Annotated in this window: 16 protein-coding genes; 6 read left to right on the top strand and 10 right to left on the bottom strand. The window is 72.2% G+C overall.

Annotated features, from left to right (window positions below; all coding sequences use genetic code 11):
• Positions 1-10 precede the first annotated feature (10 nt).
• Positions 11-1,063, top strand: a complete 1,053-nt coding sequence (locus ACFCZF_RS24860) for a glycosyltransferase family 2 protein (RefSeq protein WP_376673531.1) — start codon at positions 11-13, stop codon at positions 1,061-1,063.
• A 42-nt stretch (positions 1,064-1,105) separates the two neighbouring features.
• Here ACFCZF_RS24860 and ACFCZF_RS24855 read toward each other — a convergent pair whose 3' ends face one another.
• The 6 genes from ACFCZF_RS24855 to ACFCZF_RS24830 all read right to left on the bottom strand — a co-directional run bounded on the left by ACFCZF_RS24855 (position 1,106) and on the right by ACFCZF_RS24830 (position 11,835).
• The gene (locus tag ACFCZF_RS24855; RefSeq protein ID WP_376673530.1) at positions 1,106-2,731 is read right to left on the bottom strand and encodes an LCP family protein; all 1,626 of its coding nucleotides are present in this window, start codon (positions 2,729-2,731) and stop codon (positions 1,106-1,108) included.
• A 79-nt stretch (positions 2,732-2,810) separates the two neighbouring features.
• On the bottom strand, positions 2,811-4,556 hold the full coding sequence (locus tag ACFCZF_RS24850; protein ID WP_375909133.1) for an LCP family protein: 1,746 nt from the start codon (positions 4,554-4,556) through the stop codon (positions 2,811-2,813).
• A gap of 205 nt (positions 4,557-4,761) precedes the next feature.
• On the bottom strand, positions 4,762-6,471 hold the full coding sequence (locus ACFCZF_RS24845; RefSeq protein WP_376673529.1) for an LCP family protein: 1,710 nt from the start codon (positions 6,469-6,471) through the stop codon (positions 4,762-4,764).
• A gap of 199 nt (positions 6,472-6,670) precedes the next feature.
• Positions 6,671-8,458 (bottom strand): LCP family protein, encoded by a 1,788-nt coding sequence (locus ACFCZF_RS24840; protein WP_376673528.1) that lies wholly within the window; start codon positions 8,456-8,458, stop codon positions 6,671-6,673.
• A 272-nt stretch (positions 8,459-8,730) separates the two neighbouring features.
• The gene (locus ACFCZF_RS24835) at positions 8,731-9,987 is read right to left on the bottom strand and encodes an LCP family protein (protein WP_376673527.1); all 1,257 of its coding nucleotides are present in this window, start codon (positions 9,985-9,987) and stop codon (positions 8,731-8,733) included.
• 1,083 nt (positions 9,988-11,070) lie between these two features.
• Positions 11,071-11,835 carry a TIGR03089 family protein gene (locus ACFCZF_RS24830; RefSeq protein WP_376673526.1) on the bottom strand — a complete coding sequence of 255 codons (765 nt, stop codon included), beginning with the start codon at positions 11,833-11,835 and terminating at the stop codon, positions 11,071-11,073.
• A gap of 139 nt (positions 11,836-11,974) precedes the next feature.
• On the opposite strand from ACFCZF_RS24830, the gene ACFCZF_RS24825 reads away from it, so the two are divergent.
• Both ACFCZF_RS24825 and ACFCZF_RS24820 read left to right on the top strand, forming a co-directional pair.
• The gene (locus tag ACFCZF_RS24825; RefSeq protein WP_376673525.1) at positions 11,975-13,396 is read left to right on the top strand and encodes a peptidoglycan recognition protein; all 1,422 of its coding nucleotides are present in this window, start codon (positions 11,975-11,977) and stop codon (positions 13,394-13,396) included.
• A gap of 114 nt (positions 13,397-13,510) precedes the next feature.
• The gene (locus ACFCZF_RS24820) at positions 13,511-14,593 is read left to right on the top strand and encodes a sugar phosphate nucleotidyltransferase (RefSeq protein ID WP_375909083.1); all 1,083 of its coding nucleotides are present in this window, start codon (positions 13,511-13,513) and stop codon (positions 14,591-14,593) included.
• Between the two features lie 169 nt (positions 14,594-14,762).
• Here the strand turns inward: ACFCZF_RS24820 and ACFCZF_RS24815 are convergent, their stop codons facing one another.
• The 4 genes from ACFCZF_RS24815 to ACFCZF_RS24800 form a co-directional block, all read right to left on the bottom strand.
• On the bottom strand, positions 14,763-15,773 hold the full coding sequence (locus ACFCZF_RS24815) for a DNA-3-methyladenine glycosylase family protein (RefSeq protein ID WP_376673524.1): 1,011 nt from the start codon (positions 15,771-15,773) through the stop codon (positions 14,763-14,765).
• Positions 15,774-15,918: 145 nt separating this feature from the next.
• A complete protein-coding gene (locus ACFCZF_RS24810; RefSeq protein ID WP_376673523.1) occupies positions 15,919-17,250 on the bottom strand; it encodes a coenzyme F420-0:L-glutamate ligase in 1,332 nt (443 codons plus the stop codon).
• Positions 17,247-18,206 carry a 2-phospho-L-lactate transferase gene (cofD, locus tag ACFCZF_RS24805; protein WP_375909091.1) on the bottom strand — a complete coding sequence of 320 codons (960 nt, stop codon included), beginning with the start codon at positions 18,204-18,206 and terminating at the stop codon, positions 17,247-17,249. Before cofD ends, ACFCZF_RS24810 begins: the two co-directional genes overlap by 4 nt.
• 33 nt (positions 18,207-18,239) lie before the next feature.
• Entirely contained in the window at positions 18,240-18,761 is a 522-nt protein-coding gene (locus ACFCZF_RS24800; protein ID WP_376673522.1) for a cysteine dioxygenase family protein, read from the bottom strand.
• Positions 18,762-19,455: 694 nt separating this feature from the next.
• On the opposite strand from ACFCZF_RS24800, the gene ACFCZF_RS24795 reads away from it, so the two are divergent.
• The 3 genes from ACFCZF_RS24795 to ACFCZF_RS24785 all read left to right on the top strand — a co-directional run bounded on the left by ACFCZF_RS24795 (position 19,456) and on the right by ACFCZF_RS24785 (position 25,196).
• Entirely contained in the window at positions 19,456-19,719 is a 264-nt protein-coding gene (locus tag ACFCZF_RS24795) for a WhiB family transcriptional regulator (protein ID WP_003975777.1), read from the top strand.
• A gap of 228 nt (positions 19,720-19,947) precedes the next feature.
• Positions 19,948-23,718 (top strand): glycosyltransferase, encoded by a 3,771-nt coding sequence (locus ACFCZF_RS24790; RefSeq protein WP_376673521.1) that lies wholly within the window; start codon positions 19,948-19,950, stop codon positions 23,716-23,718.
• Positions 23,715-25,196, top strand: coding sequence for a DUF5719 family protein (locus ACFCZF_RS24785; RefSeq protein WP_376673520.1), 1,482 nt, complete (start codon positions 23,715-23,717; stop codon positions 25,194-25,196). Before ACFCZF_RS24790 ends, ACFCZF_RS24785 begins: the two co-directional genes overlap by 4 nt.
• Positions 25,197-25,316: the final 120 nt, after the last annotated feature.

The raw sequence follows: 25,316 nt of genomic DNA, 5'->3' as shown, positions 1-25,316 counted from the left end.
GTGAGCACCGATGAACGCCAAGTCCGACGTGCGGCCGCCCGCCGTTTCCGTGATCATGCCCGTCCTCAACGAGGAACGGCATCTGCGCGGCTCCGTCCGCGCCATCCTCGCCCAGGAGTACGCCGGCGAGATGGAGGTCGTGATCGCCCTCGGTCCCTCCGCGGACCGTACGGACGAGATCGCCGCAGAACTCGTCGCCGAGGATCCGCGCGTGCACACCGTGCCGAATCCCACCGGCCGTACGCCCGCCGCGCTGAACGCCGCGATCAAGGCCTCCCGCCATCCGGTAGTCGTCCGCGTCGACGGCCACGGCATGCTCTCGCCGAACTACATCGCCACGGCCGTACGGCTCCTTGAGGAGACCGGCGCGCAGAACGTCGGCGGCATCATGCACGCCGAGGGCGAGAACGCCTGGGAGGACGCCGTCGCCGCCGCGATGACGTCGAAGATCGGCGTCGGCAACGCCGCCTTCCACACGGGTGGGCAGGCGGGCCCCGCCGAGACCGTGTTCCTGGGGGTGTTCCGCCGCGAGGCACTGGAACGCCAGGGCGGCTACAACGAGGAGTTCATCCGCGCCCAGGACTGGGAGCTGAACTTCCGCATCCGCGAGGCCGGCGGCCTGATCTGGTTCTCGCCGGAGCTGAAGGTGTCCTACCGCCCGCGGCCGTCCGTGCGGGCGCTGGCCAAGCAGTACAAGGACTACGGCCGCTGGCGGCACGTCGTCGCCCGCTACCACTCCGGCTCCATCAACCTGCGCTACCTCGCCCCGCCGACGGCCGTGTGCGCCATCGCGGCCGGCGTAGTGGTGGGCGCGGCGCTGACCCCGTGGGGCTTCGTGGTTCCCGGCGGCTACCTGGCCGCGATCGCCGCCGGCTCGCTCCCGGCGGGCAAGGGGCTGGGGCTGAAGGCGCGGGCGCGGATCCCGGTGGCGCTGGCGACCATGCACATGTCCTGGGGCTGGGGCTTTCTGACCAGCCCGCGGTCGCTGGCCAAGCGGGTCATCGCGTCGCGGCGCCCGGCGGTCCAACCGGATGCCGAGGCCGACGCCGCCGGGACGCGGTGACGTCCGTCAGGACCGACGTCTCCCTCAGGACCGACGGCACCCTCAGGACCAGGTGAACGCCGGGTTCACGTGCATGCAGGCGCTCTCGTCCGCGCCGTTGAGGGCCTCGGCCGACTCCGGGGTCCGGTCGTCGGACGCGGGCGCCTCGTACGTCGTTCCCTCGCGCCAGTCGGCGCCGACGACGAGCGTGACACCCGAGACGTCGGTCGACCGCCGCACCGAACTCATCGGAATCCCCAGGGACTCGGCGACCCGCTGTGCGTCGCCCTCCAGGTCGGCGCTCGGGTAGCGGACGACCGTACGGTCCTCGCTCGGCAGCACCGAGGGGTCCGCGACGGCCTTGGCGAAGCCCTGCTCCACCAGCAGCCCGGCGACGGTGTTCGCGCGTCCGCGGGCCGCGCCGAGGCTGTCCGTGCGGGTGCCGTTGCGTATCTGGACGGCGATCTCGTCGTCGGCGGCGACCGGGTCGTCCGAGACCTTCGTCCCCTCGTCGGCCGGCTTCTTCCCGGCGTCCTCGCCGTCCAGCGCTATGTCCTCCCGCACCAGTCGGAACAGCTGCTCGGCGTCCTCGGTCGGCTCCACGCGGGCGCCCACGTACCGGTTGGGCATCGTGGTCATGGTGATGCGCTCCGGCTTCACCTTGCGCAGCTCGTCGCTGAGGTCGTACAGCTTCTTGACGGTGTCGAGGCCCGGGTCGACCGTGAGCGCCCGGGTGGCCTCCTCGGCCAGCCTGCGCAGCTTGTTCGGGCTGCTCAGGGTCGCGTTCTCGCGCAGCGTCCGGACCATCGAGTTCAGGTACATGTGCTGGGCCTTGGCCCGCGCGAGGTCGCTGCCGTCCTCGAAGCCGTAGCGGGTGCGCAGCCACTGCAGGGCCTGCTCGCCCTTGACCGGATGCGTGCCCTTCTCGAGCTTCAGGCCGGAGCCGTGGCCCTGACTGTCGCGCGAGTGGATGTTGGCGTCCACGCAGACCGGGACGCCGCCGACGGCGTCCGCCATCGACACCACGCCCGCGAAGTCGACCATCACGAAGTGGTCGATGTGGATGCCGGTGAGCTCCTGCCAGGTGGCCACCGCGCAGCCGGGACCGCCGTGGCCGAGGCTCTGGTTGGTCATCACCCGGCCCTCGCTCGCCGGGTAGACCTTCCCGTCGTCCGGGTCGGTGCACTTGGGGATCTTCACGAGGGTGTCGCGCGGCATGCTGACGACCGACATGTTGCTGCGGTCGGCGGACAGGTGCACCAGCATCTGCACGTCCGCGAGCGGCGTGGCGCCGAACGTCTCGCGGGCGCCGCCGAGTTGCTGGTTCGCCTCGCTGTCCCGCGCGTCCGAGCCGATGACGAGGATGTTCAGCGGGGTCTGCCCGGCCGCGTTCGGCGTCGGCGCCGCGACCTTGTTGTCGCCCAGGTTGAGGGCGTCCTTCTTGATGTTGTCGTTGAGGTGCTCGTAGTAGAGGTATCCGGCGCCCGCCGTACCGGCCATGAGCACGGCGAGCACCACCGCGGTCCAGCGGAGCGCACGGCGGCCCCTGCGCGGACGGTCCCGGCGTCTGCCGGCCTCCGAACCGCTGTCGCCGTCGTCGCTGTCCGCCTTCCCGGCCGCCTCCGCACGCTCGGGGGCGTCCGATGCGCCCTGCCGCGTGTCCTCCCCCTGCACACTGCTCCGCGTCATTTCCGCGTCCCTCTCCCCGCCTCCGCGCCACCGCGCGGGCCCGTCGCCGCCCTGTGAGACGTACGACGGGCCTATCAGGTCAACTGGCGCACTGCTTCTGGTCGGCCGTGGACTTCTCCACGTCCGGCGTCTTGACGGAGGCTGCGTCGAGCTTGACTCCGGCGCCCTTGAAGTCCTTGCCGAGGGTGAGGGTCATGGTGGGCAGGCCCTGGGCGTTGGTGACGCTCTCGCCGGGCTTCATCGCCGCGCCGGACAGGCCGAGGATCTCGGCGAGGGCGCGGGCCTGGGCGGCCTGGTCGGGGGCGTATTCGAGGGTGGTCTTCGCGACCTCCGCGTCGGCGTTGCCCGCGTTCTCGGACTTGGTGACGCCGGCGTCGGTCTGGAGGTAGGCCAGCTCCTGCTGTGCGCTGCCGGCCGGGGCGCCGCCGTTCATGACGCGGACGCGCACCTCGGACGGGTCGGACTTCTCGCCCTTGAGCCGGGCGGCGACGGCGGCCGCCTCCTTCTTCTCCTTCTTCTTGACCTCGGTGAAGGAGATGTCGTTCTTGATCATGTCGAAGACCTGGGGTGCCTCCGACGGCTTGGGGACGACCGTCGCCTTGACCTTCTCCGTCGGGTTGTCGATCACTGGCACCGTGAGGAACGTGATGTTCTTCGTCGGCACCTTCTTCAGCTCCAGGGCGATGTCCTTGAGCGTGCCCACGTTGCCGATGGGCTCGTCCACGGTCAGCGCCTTGGTCGCCGCCTCGGCCAGCTTCACCAGCTTGGTGGGGCTGGTGAGGGTGTCGCTGGAGGACATCTTCCGCATCAGCGAGCCCAGGAACTGCTGCTGCACCTTGATGCGGTCCAGGTCGCCCTCGTTGCCGAAGGCGTGCCGGGTGCGGACGAAGGCGAGGGCCTGCTCGCCCTCGACCTTGGACTCGCCCGCGGGCAGCTTGAGGTGGGACTTCGGGTCGTCGACGGCTTTCTCCACGCAGACGTCGACGCCGTCGACGGCGGTGGTCAGCGTCTTGACCGCGTTGAAGTCGGCCATCATGAAGTGGTTCGGCTGGATGCCGGTCGCCTCCTTCACGGTGCGCATGGTGCAGCCCGCGTTCCGGCCGCCCTCGCCGAGGCTCTGGTTGAAGCGGACGTCCTGCTCCCCGGGGACGATCTCCGACGAGCCGTCCTCCTGCTTGGTCTCGCAGTCGGGGATGTCGACGATCAGGTCGCGGGGGATGCTGAGCGCGGTCGCGTTGGAGCGGTCCTTGGCGACGTGCAGCAGGATCGTGGTGTCCGCGTGGCCGACGCTGCCGGCGTCGCCGTAGCCCTCGTTGCCGGCTCCGGTGCGCTTGTCGGTGCCGATGATGAGGATGTTGAAGGCCTCGTCCTTGCTGAAACTGCTGCTTCCGGCGTTGCCGACGTCCGTCGTCGAGACGTTGCCCTCAAGGTGCTTGAGGTAGACGTAGCCGCCCACGCCGGCCACGAGGACGACGAACGCGGTGGAGCCGCCGACCCACAGCAGGGCCTTCTTGCCCTTCGACTTCTTCTTCGCCGGCCGGCGTCCGCGCCGCCCCGGCGCCGGCTCCTCGGGCGCCGGACGGCGCCGCCGCTGGGACGGGACGTCACGGCCCGGCGCGGCCGTACGCCGTGCCGAACGGGTGGTGCCGCCGTCGGCGGGGGAGGAGGCACCGGTGCCGCGGGGGGCGGGCCTGCGGGGGCCCGGCACCGGCGACTGCGGTGCGGAAGGGGGCAGTCGCAGTTCGTATTCACCGGTGCGCGGATTCAGTACCCACTGATCTGCGGGATCGACGTCGTCTGCCCGCCCACGTCCTTGCGCGTCCACGGTCTCCCAATCCTCCGTCGGGGCCACGCGGCACCTTCTGCCGGAAGGCGCACGATAAAGGGTCAACATGTGCACGACGCCAGGGCGGACCTCGCGGCGGGGGCACCGGAGCGCTCACACTATCCGCCCAGTTCAGCGTCGAACGACACCGGTGACAATTTCGACGCCCCTACAACAGGGCAATCCCTCCTATTTTCCGGAACTCCTACCATCGGTACGGCTTGTACACGTCCATGCACTTGTCGGTGTCCGCGCCGTTGATGGCGTCGCTGTTGTCCGGCAGGTCTCCGGCCTCGGGCGTCTTCTGTTCCGGGTATGACGTGCCGGAGCGCCAGTCCGCTCCCACGACGAGCGTGATCCCGGACACGTCGACCGACTTCCGCACCGCGCTCGCCGGAATTCCCAGTGCCTCGGCGACGCGCCGGGCGTCGCCCGCCAACTCGGCGCTCGGATAACGGACCACGGTCCTTTCCTCGGACAGCGCGGCCGAGGTGTCCTTGGCCGCCTTGCCGAAGCCCTTCTGCACGAGGGCCTGGGCGATCGCGCCCGCTCGGCCGCCGACCGGGCCGAGGGTGGCGGAGCGGGTGGCGTTCTGGACGGTGACGCCGATCTCGGAGTCGGGGGCGGCGGCGTCGTCGGAAGGCTGCTCGCCGGAGTCCTTCCCGCCGTCCTTCCCGCCGTTCTTTCCGGCTTCCTCTGTGGTGCCGGTGTCCTTGGCGTCGCCCTTTCCGTCGCCCTTTGCGCCCTTGTCGTCGAAGGACACGTCGTCGCGGAGCATCGCCCACATCCGCTCCGCGTCGTCGCCGGCCGGGAGCAGGTGGTTCGCGTTCTGCGAGTCCTGGACGGTGGGCATCGTCGTCATGGTGATGCGGTCCGTCGGCACCGTCTTGAGCTGCATGCCCAGGTCGTAGAGCTTCTTGACCGTGCCGATCTCCTCGGACACCGTCAGCGACTTCGTGGCCGCCTCGGCCAGGTTCATCAGCCTGCCCGTGTCGGTGAAGACGTTCTGCCCCTTCAGGGTGCGGATCATCGAGTTCATGTACATGTGCTGGGCCCGGGCCCGCAGCAGGTCGCTGCCCCAGGCGTGCCGGGTACGCAGCCACTGCAGCGCCTGTTCGCCCTGCACCTTCTTCCGGCCGGCCTCCATCTTCAGCCCCGACCCGCCGGGCACGCCGGGCAGCGGGCGGTCCCACACGTTCTGGTTCACACAGACCTCGACGCCGCCGACGGCGTCCGCCATCGACACCACGCCGGCGAAGTCGATCGTCATCCAGTGGTCGATGTAGACGCCGGTGAGGTTCTCCCAGGTGGCCAGGGTGCAGCCGGCGCCGCCGCGGCCCAGCGACTCGTTGATGATCGTGTTGGTCGCCGGGTACTTCTCGCCGCTGTCCGGGTCGGTGCACTCGGGGATGTCGACCCGGGTGTCGCGGGGGATGCTCACGACCGCGGCGCTCTTGCGGTCCGCGGCCAGGTGGATGAGCATCTGCACATCGCCCAGCGGCGGGTTGTCGCGGTTGTTCCTGCCGCCGCCCAGCGACACGTTGGCGTCGGAGGCGCGGCTGTCGGAGCCGACCAGCAGGATGTTCAGCGGGGTCTGCCCGGCCGCGTTCGGCTCGGCCTTGTGCGCCTTGGAGTCGCCGCTGCTGCGCTCGCCCTTCTCGATGTTGCCGTTCAGGTGCTCGTAATAGAGGTATCCGGCGCCGGCCGTCCCGAGTATCAGCACCGCGAGGGTCGTCGCGGACCAGCGGAGCGCGCGATGCCGGCGTCCGGCCCGCCGCCGTCCGGGCCGCCTGCCGTTCCCGCCGCCCGGGGCTCCCTGGCCGCCCGCGCCCGCGCCACCCCCGCCCCGGGCGCCCCTGGTGCGCCGAGCGGCGCCCGGTCGTGTTCCCTCCCCGTGCACACTGCTCTGCGTCATGCCTCTCCCCACCCGCGGACCCGCGAACGCCCCTCTGCGCACTGCCTGTTCGCACAGTTGGACGTACGGGCCCCCTCGTTGGCTGTACGGCGGTCCCGACGGATTGCTCGCGTCCCGGAGGGCTACTCGCGTCCCAGCCGTCTCCCGGGCGCGCGCCGATGGACTGTCGTACTGTCAGACGCACGTGGAGCCCGTCAGGTCACTTCGCGCACTCGACCTTGTCCGCCGTGGACTTCTGGGCCTCTTCGGGAGCCTTGGCGGAGGCTGCGTCGAGCTTGACGCCGGCGCCCTTGAAGTCCTTGCCGAGGGTGAGGGTCATGGTGGGCAGGCCCTGGGCGTTGGTGACGCTCTCGCCGGGCTTCATCGCCGCGCCGGACAGGCCGAGGATCTCGGCGAGGGCGCGGGCCTGGGCGGCCTGGTCGGGGGCGTATTCGAGGGTGGTCTTGGCGACCTCCGCGTCGGCGTTGCCCCCGTTCTCGGACTTGGTGACGCCGGCCTCGGTCTGGAGGTAGGCCAGCTCCCGCTGGGCGCTGCCGCCGGAGGCACCGCCGTTGAGGACGCGGACGCGGATCTCGGAGGGCTCGGACTTCTCGCCCTCGAGCCGGGCGGCGACGGCGGCCTTCTCCTTCTTCTCCTTCTCCGACTCCTTCTTCTTGACCTCGGTGAAGGAGACGTCGTTCCTGATCATGTCGAAGACCTGCTGGGCCGGCTCCTCCTGGAGGACGACGGTCGCCTTGACCTTCTCGGCGGGGTTGTCGCGCACCGGCACCGTGGCGAAGGTCAGGTTCTTGGTGTTGAGCTTGCCCAGCTCCAGTCCGAGGTCCTTCAGCTTGCCGATGCTGTCCAGCTTGGAGTCGACGGTCAGCGCCTCGGTCGCCGCCTCGGCCAGTTTCACCATCTTCGACGGGCTGGTGAGCGTGTCGTTGGACTTGAGCTTGCGCATCAGCGCGCTGAGGAACTGCTGCTGGATCTCGATGCGGCTCAGGTCGCCGCCGAAGCCCACGGAGTGCCGGGTGCGCACGAAGGCGAGGGCGTCCTCGCCCTTGATCGTGTGCTTGCCCTTCGGCAGGTCCAGGTGCGAGTCCGGGTCGTCGATGTCCTTCGCCAGGCACACCTCGACTCCGTCGACCGCCGTGGTGAGCGTCTTGACCGCGTTGAAGTCGGCCACCATGAAGTTGTCCGGCGTGACCCCGGTCAGCTCGGTGACGGTCCGCATGGTGCAGCTGGGCGTACGGCCGCTCTGGCCGAGGCTCGTGTTGAAACGGACGCCGGTGGAGCCGGGGATGACCTTCTTGGTCCCGTCCTCCTGCGTGGTCGGGCAGTCGGGGATGTCGACGATCAGGTCGCGGGGGATGCTGAGCGCGGTCGCGTTGGAGCGGTCCTTGGAGACGTGCAGCAGGATCGTGGTGTCGGCGTGGCCCGCGCTGCCCGTGTCGCCGTAGCCCTCGTTGCCGTCGCCGGTGCGCTTGTCGGTGCCGATCAGCAGGATGTTGATCGCCTTGTCCTTCTGGAAGCCACCGGTGCTCGCGCCGTCGTCGGCGACGGACTTGATGTTGTCGTTGAGGTGCTCCAGATAGAGGTATCCGGCCGTGCCGACGGCGAGGACGACGAACGCCATGGTGCCGCCGGTCCACAGCAGGACCTTCTTGCCCTTCGACTTCGTCTTCGCCGGCCGCCGACGACCGCGCCGTCCGGGCGGCGGCTCCTCCGGTGCCGTACGGCGCCTGCGGGGAGGAGGGACCTCACGGCCCGGGGCGGACGAGGGGGCCGACGCCGACGCCTGTGCGCCGCGGCCGCGTGACCCGCCGGGTGCGCCGGGTCCGCGGGAACCGCGGGTTCCGCCGGGCGCGGCTGTCCGGGGGCCCGGGACCGTCGACTGCGGTGCGGAAGTGGGCAGTCGCAGTTCGTATTCGCCGGTGTCCGGATTGAGTACCCACTGGTCTGCGGGGTCGATGTCTTCCGCCCGCCCACGGCCTTGCGCGTCCACGGTTGTCCGAATCCTCCGTCGGGGCCACGCGGCGCCTTCCCCTCAAGGCGCCCGGTCTCGCTCACTCGGTGCGCGACCTCGGGCAGAACCTCGTGGCCGGATACACCGGAGCGCTCACATTAACCGCCCGGTTCGGTGCGGGGCGACGGTGGTGACACATTCCGCGAATCTTACAACTGGGCAATCCGGCGCATTTATTGGACAATTGTCCGCCCTTTTGTGTCGACCGTGTGCCCGCCCCGCACCCACCTTGCGTCGTCTTGGAATGCCTTTTACTCGCAGATGTCCTCTGCGGCGGTGTTCCCGCTGAACGTCGGTGCCGGGGACCCGTCGGCGCCGGGTTCGCGGGAGTTCCCGGGACCGGTCGGGGGGTCCGGCTCGGCCGCCGCCGCGATCGCCACGGGTTCGTCCGTCCGCAGGCGGGTGAACAGCTTCTCGGCGTCGGGCTCCACGAGTTGGTCGCGATTGGCGTCGCCCGCGTACGACTCCCGGGGAACGGTCAGGAATTGCACGCGCTCGGTGGGAATGCCGCGCAGCCCCCGTACGAGGTCGTACAGACCGCGCAGACTCGCCAGGTCCGGATCCGTCGTGAGGGACGACGTGGCCGCGTCCAGAACGGGATACAGCTTCACCGGATTCAGCAGTACGTCATTGCTCTGCACCTTGTTGACGAGCGCCCCCAGGAAACGCTGTTGCCGGTCCATCCGGTCGGTGTCGCTGCCGTCCCCGAGCGACTTGCGGGCGCGGACGTAGCCGAGCGCCTGTTCCCCGTCGAGCGTGACCCGGCCCGCGGGCAGTTTCAGCTTGGCGTCCTTGTCGTCGACCGGCTTCCGCAGGCACACCTCGACGCCGTCGAGCGCGTCGACCAGCTCCTTGAAGCCCTGGAAGTCGACGACCACGTGGTGGTCGATCCGCACGCCGGTCAGCTTCTCGACCGTCCGGATCGAGCACGCCGAACCGCCCACCTCGTAGGCGTGGTTGAACTGCGCGAAGGCGGGCTCGGTGCGGGACCCGTCGGGGCGGCGGCAGTCGGGCACGTTCACCATCAGGTCGCGGGGGAGGGAGACGGCGGTGGCGCTGTCCCGGCCCGCGGCCAAGTGCAGCAGGATCGTGGTGTCCGACCGCTCGGTACCGGAGTCCCGGCCGTAGCGCGCGTTGCCGTCACCGGACCGCGAGTCCGACCCGATCAGCAACACGTTCTGGGCGCCGCGGACCAGCGAGGTGGGCCGCTCCTTCTCGTACCGGGCCAGTTCGGCCGCCGCCGCCTCGTCCGACGTGATGTTGCCGTCCAGCTTGGCGTAGACCGCCCATCCGACCCCCACGGCACCGACGGCCAGTACGGCGACCACGATTCCGGAACGCCCTAGCAGCCGCCTGCGCCGCCGCCGCCTCAGCCCGTCCCCGACCGCGGTCGCGCCGTCCGCCCCGGACGCCGGGTCCCCCTTGCGACCGCCCCCGCCGAAGGGCGCGCCTGCGTCGTCATCGCTCACGTCTCCCTCCGTCCCGCACACGTGCGCTCCTACGACCATGACCCGAACGAGCGCCGAAGGCGGAACGGGGCTGAGCCGAACGGGGCATGGGTGCGATTCGAGGCCGGGGGGGCGCGCCTGCCCCGGGGCAGGCGCGGGCGTGCGTGCGCTTCGGCGCCGGAGGGGGTGCGCGCCTGCTCCGGGGGTGGAGGGGGGCGTGCGTGCGCTTCGGCGCCGGAGGGGGTGTGCGCCTGCTCCGGGGGTGGAGGGGGGCGTGCGTGCGCTTCGAGGTCGGAGGGGGTGCGCGCCTGCCCCGGGGCTGGAGGGGGCGTGCGTGCGCTTCGAGGTCGGAGGGGGTGCGCGCCTGCCCCGGGGCTGGAGGGGGCATGGGTGCGATCCGAGGCCGGACGGGGGCGCGCCTGCCCCGGGGCTGGAGAGGGCGTGCGTGCGCTTCGACGCCGGAGGGGGCACGCGTCCGCCTCGACATCGGCGGGGGCACGCACCTGCCCCGAGGCCGGAGGGGCATGCGCCCGCCTCGACGCCGAAGGGGCATGCGTCCGCCTCGACGCCGGAGGGCGGCACGCGCCTGCCCCGACGCCCACGACACTCCCGCCACGCACTCCGGCGGGTCGCGTCGGTGCGTGGCGTGGGTGTCGGCTGCTCGCGCGGGCATCCATGTCCGGTGGGTCGCGTCGGTGCGTGGCGTGGGCGTCGGCCGCTCATGCGGGCATCCGGGCATCCACGCTCGCCGGGTCGCGTCGATCCGCGACGCGGGACGCCGGCCACCCACGTGACCGCGCGCACCCACACACCCCGCGCCGACACCGGCGGGGGACGCCACGTCAACGCGGGCGCACGCTCGGCGCGGATGCCACGTCCACGCCGGGCGGCCCGCCCGTCCCCGACCGACACTCACGCCGGACGACCCGTCACCCCCGGGTGAACATCCGCCCCGCCACCCAACCCAACGCCGAGTCACCTTCCCCCCCCGGCAGACACCTCGCCCAACGCCGAGTCACTACCCCGCGACGGACACCTCGCCCGACGCTAAGTCACTACCCCGCGACGGACACCTCGCCCAACGCCGAGTCACCACCCCGCGGCAGACACCTCACCCAACGCCGAGTCCCCCCGGCAGACACCTCACCGCGCCGTCGCCGAGACCTTCTCCGCCTCGATCCGCTGGTCCACGACCCCGGCCTCCGCCCGCTCCAGGTGCCGGCACAACACCACCGACCCCCCACTGGCCAACGGCCCGTACAACCCCGCGCTCAACCCCGCCCAGGTGTCGTACGGCAACCCCGACAGAATCCGCGCCCCCGGCCCCGTGAGCCCGAGCCCCGACGCCTCCGCACGGGCCCGTTCCACGACCTCCGCCCCGCTGAACTCCCGCCCGGCCACGATCAGCGCGGGCTCCTCCGGATCCACCGGCACGTACGGCACGAACCGGTCCGCCTGCCCCGGCACCTCCACCGCGTAGTCGGCGAAGCCCTCCGGCGCCGCCGGCACGAACCGCCCCCCGAGCGGCCGCAGTGCCAGCGCGATCCGCGCGCCCGAACACGCCCGCGCCGCCTCCAGCGACTCCGGCTCCGGCCCGCTCACGACAACGTCGGCCGCGGCCGGATCACCCGCCATGTCGGCGACGACACCCACCGACGCGCACGCCAGCAGCCACACCGCCGTCTGCCAGTGCGCGGGCAGCAGCAGCGCGACCCGGTCACCGGGTTCGACGGACAGTTCGTCCTGGAGCAGATTCGCGGTCTTGGCCACCCAATTGGCGAAGGTGGCAACGGAGAGTTCGACGCGTTCGCCGGTGGCGTCGTCGTAGAAGGTCACCAGGGGGCGTCCCGGGTCCGCGGCTAGCGCGGAACTCAGCAGGTCGGCAGGGGTGCGGTCGGTCGCGTTCACCCGCGCAAGCGTACGCGGGCCCACGGGCGCGCACCGAGCGTACGGCGTACCGCACCGCCACCGGATCGGACGAAAACGCCCTACGCCCCGTCAGGTCACGGATGGACAGATTTGTACGACGATGTCCACGATCAGGGGCATGCGTGGATTCCTTGCTTCCTCGATCGGTGTCACGTGCGCGGCCGCCCTGGCCCTCCCGCTCGCCCCGCCCGCGGCGGCGACAGCCCCCTCCGCGGCAGCCTCCTCCGCCGCTGCCTCCTCCGCGGCTCCGCCCACGAGCGGAAGGACGGCGCAGTCCGAGGCGTACGTCCCCGGCGGCACCCAGTCGCTGCCCCTCGCCCCCCTCACCCGCGACCGAGCCCCCGGCGCCGCCGAACAGGGCGTACCCCGCCGGGACGTACGGCACTTCTCGATGGTCGGTCTCGTCTGGGACAACCCGGCCACCGAACTGCACGGCCACGTCCAGGTCCGCACCCGCGCCACCGCCACCGGTGCCTGGTCCGGCTGGCAGCAGTTGGAGACCCACAACGCCGACCACGCCGCCGACCCCGGCACCCCCGAGAGCACCTCGGGCCGCGTCCGTGGCGCCACCGCCCCGCTGTGGGTGGGCGAGTCCGACGGCGTGGAGGTACGGGTACGAGCGGAAAGCACCCCGGATGCCACCAGCGCGGCCACCAGAGCCACCGGAGCCACCGGAGTCACCACAGCCGCCCCGGCCGCCGCCTCCCCCCTCCCCACCGGCATGCGCCTCGAACTCATCGACCCCGGCGAGGGCGTGCCGCCTGTGGCGGCCCCCGGGTCGGAGGAGGGCCCCCGCACCACCAACATGACCGTCGAGTCCGTCGCCGCCTCCGCCGTGAACGCCGGCCTCGCCCCGCTCGGCGCCACCGAGATCCCGGCCCTGAGCCGGGCACAGACCCAAGCCGAACTCGGCACCCAGCAGCAGGCCAAGCCGTACGTCGGCCCCCGCCCGAGCATCACCACGCGCCGCGGCTGGGGCGCCAACGAGAAACTGCGCGAGAAGAAATTCGTGTACACGAAGAAGGTCAAGGCGGCCTTCGTGCACCACTCGGCCACCGGCAACAACTACACCTGCAAGCAGGCACCGTCAGTCATTCGCAGTATCTACCGCTACCACGTCAACAGCATGGGCTGGCGTGACCTCGGCTACAACTTCCTCGTCGACAAGTGCGGAAAGATCTACGAGGGACGCGCCGGGGGCGTGTCCAAGTCGGTACTGGGCGCCCACACCCTGGGGTTCAACTCCAACAGCATGGGCATCGCCGTAATCGGCACGTACAGCTCCAAGAAGCCGTCGTCGGCCGCCGTCAAGGCGGTCTCCCGGCTCACCGCGTGGAAGCTCGGTCTCCACGGCATGAATCCGCGCGGGAAGACATACCTGAAGTCCGGTGGTGGGAATCTCTACCGAAAAGGTAAGAACGTACGACTGAACGTCATCTCCGGTCACCGCGACGGCTTCGCCACGAGCTGCCCCGGCAAGAAGCTCTACGGCAAGCTCGGCTCGACCCGCTCGACGGCGGCCAAGTACCAGGGCCGCTGAGTGCGGACACCGTACGACCCACCGCACGACCACCGAAGGCGCCATGGAACGGTCTGCATACACTGGCCGGCCGAAAGACAGTTCGGCCGGTCCCGGCAGGAAGCAGAGACGACGGTGACAGAAGCGATCCTCCTGGTCGGCGGCAAGGGCACGCGGCTGCGTCCGCTCACGGTGCACACGCCCAAGCCCATGGTCAGGGCGGCGGGGGTGCCGTTCCTCACGCATCAGCTGGCGCGGGCGAAGGCGGCGGGCGTCGACCACATCGTGCTCGCGACGAGCTACCTGGCCGAGGTCTTCGAACCGTACTTCGGCGACGGCTCGGCCCTCGGCCTCCACCTCGAGTACGTCACCGAGGAGGAGCCGCTCGGCACCGGCGGCGCGATCCGCAACGTGGCGTCCCGGCTGCACTCGGGCCCCGACGACCCGGTCCTCATCTTCAACGGGGACATCCTGACGGGCCTGGACATCGGCGCGCTGGTCCGCACCCACGAGACGACGGGCGCGGACGTCTCCCTGCACCTGACGAAGGTGACCGACCCGAGGGCGTACGGCCTGGTCCCCACGGACGACACGGGCAGGGTGCTCGCCTTCCTGGAGAAGCCCCAGACTCCCGAGGAGATCGTCACCGACCAGATCAACGCGGGGGCGTACGTCTTCCGCCGCTCGGTCATCGACACGATCCCGGCGGGCCGCCCCGTCTCGGTCGAACGCGAGACCTTCCCGGAACTCCTCGCCACCGGAGCCCACCTCCAGGGCATGGTCGACTCCACGTACTGGCTGGACCTGGGCACCCCGGCGGCTTTCGTGCGTGGCTCGGCGGACCTGGTCCTGGGCCGCGCCCCGTCCCCGGCGATACCGGGCCGCTGCGGCGACCGCCTCGTCCTCCCCACGGCACGGGTCGCGCCCGACGCCAAACTGGCCGGCGGCACGGTGGTCGGTGAGGGTGCCTTCGTGGCGGAGGGCGCGCGCGTCTTCGGCAGCACGATCCTGCCCGGCGCCGTCATCGAACCGGGCGCCGTGATCACCGACTCCCTCATCGGCACCCGCGCCCGCGTCGGCACCCGCTCGATCCTCACCGACACGGTCATCGGCGACGGCGCCGTCATCGGCGCCGACAACGAACTCCGCTCCGGCGCCCGAATCTGGTGCGACGCCCACATCCCCCCGGCAGCACTCCGCTTCTCCTCCGACGCATAGCCAACGACCGCCCCCGCCTCCCCCCGCCGCCGCTGCGGGCAGTCGTGCCGCTGGGGCGGCACGGGTGGGCGCAGCGGCACCCCGCCACGCCGGGCCGCGCGACCCACCCCCGGCCCACACCCTCGCCGGGCAACCGATAACACCGGACCAGCGAACCGGCGAACCGGCGTCAGAGCCGCTCAATCCCCCGCGGAGCCATCCGCGGCGCCCGCCGCCCCGGCACCCGCCCACTCAACAACACCAGCCGAGCCGCCCGATGCCGCTGCCCGGCATACGGCTCCAGCAGCCGCAGCATCACGGAGTCGTCCGCATGCCGGTCCCCGCCCAGCGCGAACCCCACGATCCCCGGCAGATGTAGATCCCCCACCGTCACCGCGTCCGGCGCCCCGTGACTGCGCTGCACGGTCTCCGCGGACGTCCACGGCCCGATCCCCGGGACGACCTCCAGCCGCTCCTGCGCCGCCGCCGGTTCCATCCCGGCCGTCTCCTCCAGCCGCGCCGCGACCCGCACGGCCCGCAGGATCGTCGACGCCCGCTTGTTGTCCACCCCGGCCAGGTGCCACTCCCAGGACGGGATCAGCGCCCACGTCCGCGCCGACGGCATGACACACATCCGTCCGGGCGCGGGCCCCGGCGCCGGTTCCCCGTACTTCCGTACGAGCAGCCGCCACGCCTGGTACGCCTCCAGCGTCGTGACCTTCTGCTCCAGGATCGACGGGATCAGCGACTCCAGCACCAGCCCGGTCCGCGTCAGCCGCAGCCCCGGCCGCCGATGCCGCGTCAGCGCCAGCAGCCGGTGCCGCGGCACGAACGCGGACGGATCGTCGTCGGCGCCCAGCATCCGCGGCAGCTGCTCCAGCAGCCACTCCGCGCCCGGCCCCCAGGCCTCGCCCCGTACCTCACCGCCGCGCGCGGTGACCCGCAGTGTGCCCGGCCCGGCGGGCGTCCGGCATGCCCGCCACACCGAACCGTCCGGCATCGTGCGGAACGTCGGATCGCCCGGCCCGCGCCGCAACGGCCCGAGGACCAGCCCCAGCTCCAGCGGCCCGTCCGGCACGTACACCCGTACCTTCCCCGGCGCGGCGGCCTGCCGGGGCAGAGGCACACCTTGCGCGGGTACGACGGTCTCCCCGCCGCGCACAGTCGTACGCGTGGGCCGGGGAGCGAAACGTCCTGCCACAGGTGCGGTCCTCAAGCCGGAGGGACGGAGGGGCGGGGGAAGACAGAGGAAGACGGGGGAAGGCGGGGGAAAGATGGGAAAGGGGAAGGCGGGGGAAAGACGGGAAAGGGGAGTCCCTACGAGGGTAGAGGCTCGCCCGCCCGGCTCACCGCACCTCGATGAAGCTCTCCGCGTCCCGCGCGGGCCGTGCCCGGGGCTCCTCGGCCGGGTGACCGACCGCGACCGCGCCCATCGGGTCCCAGTCCGCCGGCAGCCCCAGCACCTCCCGTACGACCTCCCGGCAGAACATCGTCGAGGACACCCACGCCGAACCCAGCCGCTCCCCGGCGAGGGCGACGAGCAGGTTCTGCACGCCGGCGCCGGTGGCGACCACGAACATCTCCCGCTCGGCCCCGTCGCGCCGCGCGTCCCCGTACGTGTGCGAGCCGTCCATCACGAGGCAGGGGACGACCAGATACGGCGCGGCGCGCAGCACGTCCCCGCGCCTGATCCGCTTGGCGATCGACTCCTCGCTCTTGCCGTCCCGCCGCAGGTCCGCGATCCAGGCGTCCCGCATCGCGTCCAGCAGCCGGGTCCGGGATTCGGCCGACTCCAGCAGCACGAACCGCCACGGCGTCGTGTGGTGCGGCGCCGGTGCGGTCACGGCCGCCGCCACCGCCCGGCGCACGGCACCGGGGTCGACCGGCTCGTCCGTGAAGGCCCGTACCGTACGGCGCTGGGTGACCGCCTGCCGAACCGCCTCCGAGGTGCCCAGCCGGAACATGTCGTCGCGCGCCACGCGCACCATCGCCCGCGCGCCCTCGCCGTCGTCCTCGGCCACCACCTGCGGCAGCCCGCGCACGACGGCGACGGGCAGCCCCGCGGCCTTCCCCTTGACCAGGTCGCCCGCGGCGGCGAGTTCGTCGGCGGTGGCGACGACGGTGGAGCCCAGTGGATTGCCGTGCTCGTCCGTGCCGCCGCGCAGGTCGTCGAGGACACGGACGCCGGCGGCGCCGATGGCCACGTCCGTGAGCCCGGCCCGCCAGGGCCGCCCGAAGGTGTCGGTGACGACCACGCCGACGTCGACACCCAGCGCGTCGCGCAGTCCGTCGCGGATGCCGCGCGCGGAGGCGTCCGGGTCCTCGGGGAGCAGCAGCACCGTCCCGGAGGGCGTGTTGGAGGCGTCGACCCCGGCCGCCGCCATGACCAGGCCCTGGCGGTTCTCGACGATGCGCAGCGCGCCGCGCCGGGCCACCACCCGCACGGTCTCCGCGTCGATCGCGGCCTCCCGGTCGGTTGCCTCCACGACACGGCCCTCGGCCTTGGACACGATCTTGGACGTGACGAGCAGCACGTCCCCGTCGGCGAGGGCGGGCTCGGCCGCCGCGATCAGCTTGGCCAGGTCGTCGCCCGGCTGCACCTCCGGCAGACCGGGGACGGCCCACACCCGGTAGCCCTCCCCGGGGCCGGACGCGCCGTCACGCACGCCGTCGCTCACGCCTCCCGCACCTCCTCGGCCAGCGTCAGCGCCTCACGGGCCATCTGCGCCGTCGCGTCGAGGTCGGTCATCATCAGCGGTACCGCGCGGCAGAGGATGCCGGCCGCCTTCACGCGCGTGACGGACTCCGCGTCGACCGTGTCGACCAGCCAGCCGTCGAGCAGTCCCGAGCCGTAGTGCTCGGCGACCGCGGCCGCCGTGGACTCCACGCCGACCGCCGCGAGCACCTTGTCGGCCATCCCGCGTACGGGCGCGTCCCCGACGATCGGGGACAGGCCCACCACCGGCACCCCGGCGTCGGCGATCGCCTCCCGGATGCCGGGCACGGCGAGGATCGTGCCGATCGAGACGACCGGGTTGGAGGGCGGGAAGAGGATCACGTCCGCCTCCGCGATGGCCTCCAGGACACCGGGTGCCGGCTTGGCCTGCTCGGCGCCGACCGGTACGACCGCCTCGGCGGGGACCGAGGCCCGCAGTCGTACCCAGTACTCCTGGAAATGGACCGCCTTGCGCTCCCCGTCCAGTTCGACGGCGACGTGGGTCTCCACGCGGTCGTCGGTCATCGGAACGAGGTGCACGCCGGGCTTCCAGCGGTCGCACAGCGCCTGCGTCACCGCGCTGAGCGGAAAACCGGCGGTGATCATCTGTGTCCGCACGATGTGCGTGGCGAAGTCGCGGTCGCCGAGGCCGAACCACTCGGGTCCGACGCCGTACGCCGCGAGTTCCTCCTTGAGGTGGAAGGTCTCGTCGGCCCGTCCCCAGCCCTGCTCCTCGTTGATGCCGCCGCCGAGCGTGTACATCACCGTGTCGAGGTCCGGGCAGACCTTCAGCCCGAAGAGGTGGATGTCGTCCCCGGTGTTGCCGATGACCGTGATGTCCGCGTCCGGCGCGGCCTGCTTCAGACCACGCAGGAACCGGGCACCGCCGATGCCGCCTGCCAGAACCACAATGCGCATGGCCCCAGTCTTGCAGGCGGGTACGACACCGCGTCAGGCAGTCGTCACGGCACTGGTGCCGGCGCCGGCACCCGCGTCGGCACCCGAGCACCGCGCGGAGTGCATCGGCATGTCCGTCAGCCCCGGGTAGTAGACGTGCAGGCTGACCGCCGCCTCCAGCGCGTCGTTGACCACCTCGTGCACGTACCCCGGCGCGAACACCCGCTGCGCTCCCGCCCGCAACGCGCGCGTGCCGCGCTCCGTGCGCTCGGTCAGGGTGCCGTCCAGGACGGTCAGCACTCCGGAGGAGGGGCCGTGGTCATGGCGTCCGCTGCCCTGGCCGGGCACCCAGGACAGCAGCCAGACCTCGTAGCCGGGGCCGGTGCGCAGCCGGTGGTACCAGCGTGTCGTCGCGTCGTACCGGACGAGGTGCTCCCACTCGGACCGGTCGGCGGCGATGGACCGGGCGAGGCCGGCGAACTCGGCGACGGTGGCCGGGTGCTCGCGCGGTGCCTGCAGGAGGTGGGGGACTTCGAGGATGTCGCCGGCGATCTGGAGGTCGCTGTCGCTGTTCATGGGTGCGGTGGGTCCTCGGCAGAAGAGTGGCAGAAGAGTGCGGGAGGTGAAGAAGAGCGGAGAACGCCCTGGTGGGGCGGGCAGCCAAGACACGAGTCGCGTGGACTCGGGGACAGCCGGAGCGCGGTTGGCTCAACAGCTGGAACAGCAACAACAGCTACAGCGAGCGCGGGCAGCACCGTGGGACCCGGCGGTGCGGGTCGAGGTGAGCGCCAAGTTCGCGAGCATGCCCACAAGGACAGCGGTTCACACCAGCACTGTCAACTCGTTGCCCGTTATGTGGGACATGTTCACCTCATCCGGTTCATCTCACAGGTGAAAGGTTTGCTCAGGGGGCTTCCGGGACACATGGCGCACAAGCCGGGCGCACAACCCCCGTTGCGATCCTGTGATCCGAATGTGATCAGGTTCGCTTCGGTGTGTGTATCGGAACGGGATCGATCGCCCGGGCGTCCTTCCTGGTGCAGGCTCCGCGCGGGTCGGGTGCCCTCGGGTCCCTCATTGGTATGTCGAAGTTTAGGCCGATTTGAACACTTTCCGCTTGGCCTTGGTTCCGCAGAGTGAATAAGGGGCCCAATAGCAGATCTCGGCTTGACTCGCCCGGAGCAGCACACTTGTAATTTCACTCGTGTCGTTCAGCCGGAATCGGTAACGGCTAGATCACGGGGACGCGAAAGACAGACGAGGGGCGCACATGACCGAGCTGGTGCAGCAACTGCTGGTCGACGACGCGGACGAGGAACTCGGCTGGCAGGAGCGCGCACTGTGCGCCCAGACCGACCCCGAGTCCTTCTTTCCCGAGAAGGGCGGCTCCACCCGGGAGGCCAAGAAGGTCTGCCTGGCCTGTGAGGTCCGCTCCGAGTGCCTCGAGTACGCCCTTGCCAACGACGAGCGTTTCGGCATCTGGGGCGGCCTGTCCGAGCGGGAGCGCCGCCGCCTGAAGAAGGCCGCCGTCTGACCCGCCGTCCGGCCCGCCGTCCGACGGGCGGCGCATGCTCCGCACGTACAGCACCATCACCACCCCACGTACATAACGGCAGGAACGGCCCCTCGCAGGTGGGTTGTCCACAGGCGGCGGGCCGTCGCCCTGCCCAGCCGATAGTGTGGGCGCTCGTCCGAGACGCCCCGCCACCCCCAACAGGCACGGGCGTCCACCGCAGTCCACCGAACCGGGGCCCGTACCTCGATGTCCGTGCACAGCCACACGGCAGCCCAGCAAGACCTCGCTGCCACACCTGAGTTCCCGCGTCACGTGGTGACGGCGGTCCTCGTCGCCCACGACGGAGCCCGCTGGCTGCCCGACGCGCTCGCCGGGCTGCTCGGCCAGGAGCGCCCCGTCCAGTACGCCGTGGCCGCCGACACCGGCAGCGCCGACGACTCCGCCCGGCTGGTCACCGACGCCCTCGGCGACGACCGCGTGCTCCACCTCGCCCGGCGCACCGGCTTCGGCCAGGCCGTCGAGGAGGCCGCCCGCACCGCCCCCGTCCTCACCCCGGACGACCTGTCGTACCTGAGGCGGCCCAGCGGCTGGGACCCCGTCACGCGCACCTGGCGCGACGACACCTACGACCTGCCGGAGCTTCCCCACGGAGAGCCGGTGCAGTGGCTGTGGCTGCTGCACGACGACTGCGCCCCCGAACCCGACGCCCTCGCCCAGCTGCTGCGCGTCGTGGACAACGAGTACGAACTCGGCCGCGACGACGTCGCCGTGGTGGGCCCCAAGCTCCGCGGCTGGTACGACCGCCGGCAACTGCTGGAGGTCGGCGTCTCCATCGCCAACTCCGGCCGCCGCTGGACCGGCCTGGACCGCCGTGAACAGGACCAGGGCCAGCACGACCACGTCCGGTCCGTCCTGTCGGTGTCCACCGCGGGCATGCTGATCCGGCGTGACGTCTTCGAGCGGCTCGGCGGGTTCGACCGCAGGCTGCCCCTGATGCGCGACGACGTCGACCTGTGCTGGCGCGCGCACGCCGCCGGCCTCCGTGTCCTCGTCGCCCCCGAGGCGGTCGTACGCCACGCGGAGGCCGCCTCACGAGAACGCCGCGCGGTCGACTGCGCGGGCCGCACCACCGCCTCCCCGCACAAGGTGGACAAGGCCGGCGCCGTCCACACCCTCCTCGTCAACGTCCGTACGGCCGCCCTGCCCTGGGTGCTGCTGCGCATCGTCCTCGGCACCCTCCTGCGGACCCTCGCCTATCTCGTCGGCAAGGTCCCCGGACAGGCCGTCGACGAGATCCGCGGCCTGCTCGGGGTCCTGCTGCGCCCCGAGCGCATCCTCGCCGGCCGACGCGAACGCGGCCGTCCGCAGGTCGAGAAGGACGAACTGCGCCCCCTGTTCCCGCCCCCCGGCGCGACCATCCGCGTCACCGTCGAACAGGTCGCGGGCAACCTCGCCGGCAGCTCCGACGCGGAGACGGCCACCGGCGCCGGGCGGCACGGCGGCGGCATCGAGTCCGGACCCGGCGGCGACGACGCCGACTTCCTGGAGATCGAGCAGTTCGCCCGCCTCAAGCGCATCGCCCGCAAGCCCGGCCCGGTGCTCTTCCTGGTGCTGCTGTTCGTCTCCCTGGCCGCCTGCCGCGCGCTGCTCGGCGGCGGCGCCCTGGCGGGCGGCGCGCTGCTGCCCGCCCCGGCCGGCGCCGGAGAGCTGTGGGCGCGTTACACGGACGCCTGGCACACCGTGGGCACCGGCGGCACCGCCTCCGCGCCGCCCTACCTCGCGATCGTCGCCACGCTCGCCTCCGTACTGCTGGGTTCCACCGGCCTGGCCGTCACCCTGCTGCTGGTCTGCTCGGTGCCCCTGGCCGGCGTCACCGCGTACTTCGCCTCCCGGCCGCTCGTCACCTCCCGGCTGCTGCGCGCGTGGGCGGCCGTCGCCTACGCCTTCCTGCCCGCCGCCACCGGCGCGCTCGCCGGCGGCCGCATCGGCACCGCCGTCCTCGCCGTGCTGCTGCCGCTCATCGCGCGCGCGGGCGCCGCGGCGGCCGGCCTGACGAGCTCGTCCGGCACCCGCGGCAGCTGGCGCGCCACCTGGGCGTACGCGCTGCTGCTGACCATCACCACCGCCTTCACGCCCGTCGTGTGGCCCATCGCGCTGTTCCTCGGTGTCGGCGTCCTGACCCTGCGCAGGGGCGACATCACGGCGTACGGACTGCGTTTCCTCGCCCAGCTGGGCACCCCCCTGCTGCTCCTCGCCCCCTGGTCGCTGACGTTGCTCCCGTTCGGCTTCTTCGACGAGGCCGGACTGGAGTACGGCGCTTCCGCCGCCTCCGCCCTCGACCTGCTCGGGGCGAGCCCCGGCGGCCCCGGCACGGTCGGCGGGCTGATCCTCATCGGCATCGTGCTGGCCGCGCTGGCCGCACTGCTGCGCTCGGAGCGGCAGTTGGGCATCCGCACGGCCTGGGCCGTCGCCCTGGTCGCGCTGGTCTTCGCGGTCCTCTCCAACCGCTCCGCCTGGGCCGGGCCCGCCACCCTCGTCTACGGCATCGCCCTGCTGTCCGCCGCGACCCTCGGCGCCGACGGGGCACGCTCGCGCGTGGCCGAGCAGAGCTTCGGCTGGCGCCAGCCCGTCGCCGCCCTGATCGCCCTCGCCTCGGCCGTCGGCCCGCTGATCGCCGCCACCGGCTGGATGATCGGGGGCGCCGACGGTCCCCTGGAGCGACGCGATCCCGTCCAGGTGCCCGCGTTCGTCGCCGAGGAGAGCCGCACCCGCGACCAGGCCCGCACCCTCGTCCTCGACAGCGACTCCCCGGCCCACGTGAGCTACATGCTGGTCCGCGGCTCCGGAGCCCGCCTCGGCGACGGGGAACTGGCCGCCGGAGACGGCGGGAACAGCGGCCTCGACAAGATCGTCGCCAACCTCGTGGCCGGTTCCGGCGCCGACCAGGCCGACCAGCTCGGCGGCTTCGCCGTGCGCTACGTCCTCGTGCACAAGGGCGCGCCCCGCGAGGTCACGCGCGTCCTGGACGCGACGCCCGGTCTGAGCCGGCTGAGCCAGCAGGACGGCAGCGGACTGTGGCGGGTGGACCAGGAGGTCGCGCGCGCGACCATCGTGTCCGGCGAGGACTCGGGCGCGGACTCCGGCTCCGGCTCCGGTGCCAGTGAGCCGCAGCCCGTCGCGGCCGGGCCCGTGGAGATCCACACGGAAATCCCGTCCGGCTCAGACGGCCGCGTGCTGCGCCTCGCCGACACCGCCGCCGAGGGCTGGACGGCCACCCTGGACGGCAAGCCGCTCACCCGCACCACGGTCGACGGCTGGGCCCAGGGCTTCGAACTCCCCGCCTCCGGCGGAAAGCTGGACGTCACCTACGACGCCCCGTTCACCCACACCGCCTGGCTGTGGGCCCAGGGCCTCCTCGGTGTCGTCCTGGTCGTCCTCGCCCTGCCCGGCAGGCGCCGCGATGTCGACGACGACCTGCCCGACGAGCCGCTCGTCCCCGCCGAGGCCGTCGAGGGCGAAGGCCGCCGGGCCAGGCGACTGCGCGCCCAGGCCGAGGCGGAGGCCGAGGCCGGGGCGGGAAGCGAGCCGGCGACCGAGGCCGCGGACGCCTCCGAAACGCCCGCCCCGCCCGCGGAGGCACCCGCGCCGGTTCCGCAGCAGCCGACGTACGGCGAGTGGGACTCGGCTGGGTACGCCGGCGGCGAGTACAACTCCTACGGCACGTACGGCGGCGAGCAGTACCAGGGCGCCCAGCAGTACGACCCGGGCGCGTACGGGCAGCAGCAGTACCAGGCGGACGGCTACCAGGCGGACGCCTACCAGGGCGGCCAGGCCGGTCAGTACGAGGCGGGTCAGTACGACCCGTACGCCTACGGCGACCCGTCCCAGGCGGGCACGTACGACCCCGCCTACGACCAGGCGTACGGCCAGGCCGGCTACGACACGCCGTACGACCCTTCCCAGCCCCACCACCCCCACGGCACGGGCAGTGAGCGTCCCGACGGGAGCCAGCAGTGAAGCGCACCACCCTGTCCCTGTTCGCCGGCGCGACCGCGCTCGCCGCGATCACCGGATTCGCGGCGGTGTCCACACCGGACGCCACCGGCGCGGACACCGCCCGGCCGGCCGCCCGGCTGCCCGTGGAGCGCACCAGCCTGCTGTGCCCGGCGCCCAGCACCTCCGACCTCGCCGAGACGTCGTACACGTCCTTCACGCCCGTCACGGAAGGCACCGAGGAGAAGGGCGAGGCCGCGCTCGCGGCCGGGGCCCCCAAGGATGGGAAGAAGGACGAGAAGAAGACCGAGAAGCCCGTCGTACAGCCCAAGGCGCCCGGCACCCCGGTCACCGGCAGCACCTCCGGCGCCGACACGCCCGCGCTGATCGGCACCGCCGAGGGCGCCTACGCGCCCGGCTGGACGGTCCAGCAGACCACCGAGGTCGCCGCCGGGACGGGCCGGGGACTGCAGGGCGTCAACTGCACCGCCCCGGACACGGAGTTCTGGTTCCCGGGCGCCAGCACGGCGACCGACCGCACCGACTACGTGCACCTGACGAACCCCGACGACTCGGCGGCCGTCGTCGACATCGAGCTCTATGGCAAGGACGGCGCCCTGAAGTCCACGGTGGGGGAGGGCATCACCGTGCCGCCGCACGCCAGTGAGTCCCTCCTGCTGTCCACCCTCAGCGACGTGGAGCAGACCGACGTCACCGTGCACGTCGGCGTGCGCAGCGGACGGGTCGGCGCCGCGGTGCAGGCCCTGGACGACAAGACCGGCGGCGACTGGCTGACCGCGGCCGCGGACCCGGCGGGCGACCTCGTACTGCCGGGCATCCCCAAGGACGCCACAGCCGTACGCCTGGTCCTGTTCACGCCCGGTGGCACCGACGCCGACCTGAAGGTGCGGCTCGCCTCGCCGTCCGGGCCGATCACGCCCGCCGGGCACGAGACGGTGCACGTCAAGGCGGGCATGACGACGGGCGTCGACCTCGGCGACGTCACGCGCGGCGAGGCGGGATCACTGGTGCTGACGCCGACCGGCGGGTCCGTGCCGGTGGTGGCGGCGGTCCGGGTCGTGCGGGGCAAGGGCGGCGAACAGGAGTCGGCGTTCATTCCGGCCGCCGACCCCGTCGGTGCGCGCGCGACGTCCGCGGACAACCGCGCCAAGCGCACGACACTGTCCCTGGCCGCCACCGGCGAGGCCGCGAAGGTCAAGGTCACGGCCTCGGCGGGCACCGAGGGCGGTACGACGGCGACCAAGACGTACACGATCAAGGGCGGCACGACCCAGAACGTCGAGGCACCGGTCCCCGCCGGCCTCAAGGGCGCCTACGCGCTGACGGTCGAGACCGTCTCGGGCGGCCCGGTGTACGCGTCCCGCACCCTGACCGGCGAGGACGACGACGTGGCGTCCTTCACCGTCCAGACCCTCCCCGACGACCGGGGAACGGTCTCGGTACCGAACGCGGACGAGGACCTGTCGGTACTGCAGGAGTAGGCCCTACGGGCACGCGGCCGTCGCTCCCCTCCGCGGCCGCGGGCATACGTGCCTCCCCCAGTGCCTGAACGGCCTGGGAGGTACCCCCAGGGGCGGCACGGGTGGGCGCGGCGGCACCCC

Origin of the sequence: Streptomyces sp. NPDC056296 (assembly GCF_042268605.1) — a bacterium.
Classification (GTDB): domain Bacteria; phylum Actinomycetota; class Actinomycetes; order Streptomycetales; family Streptomycetaceae; genus Streptomyces.
Note: the sequence above shows the minus strand (reverse complement) of the source record. Positions and strands in the feature narration are given on the sequence as shown.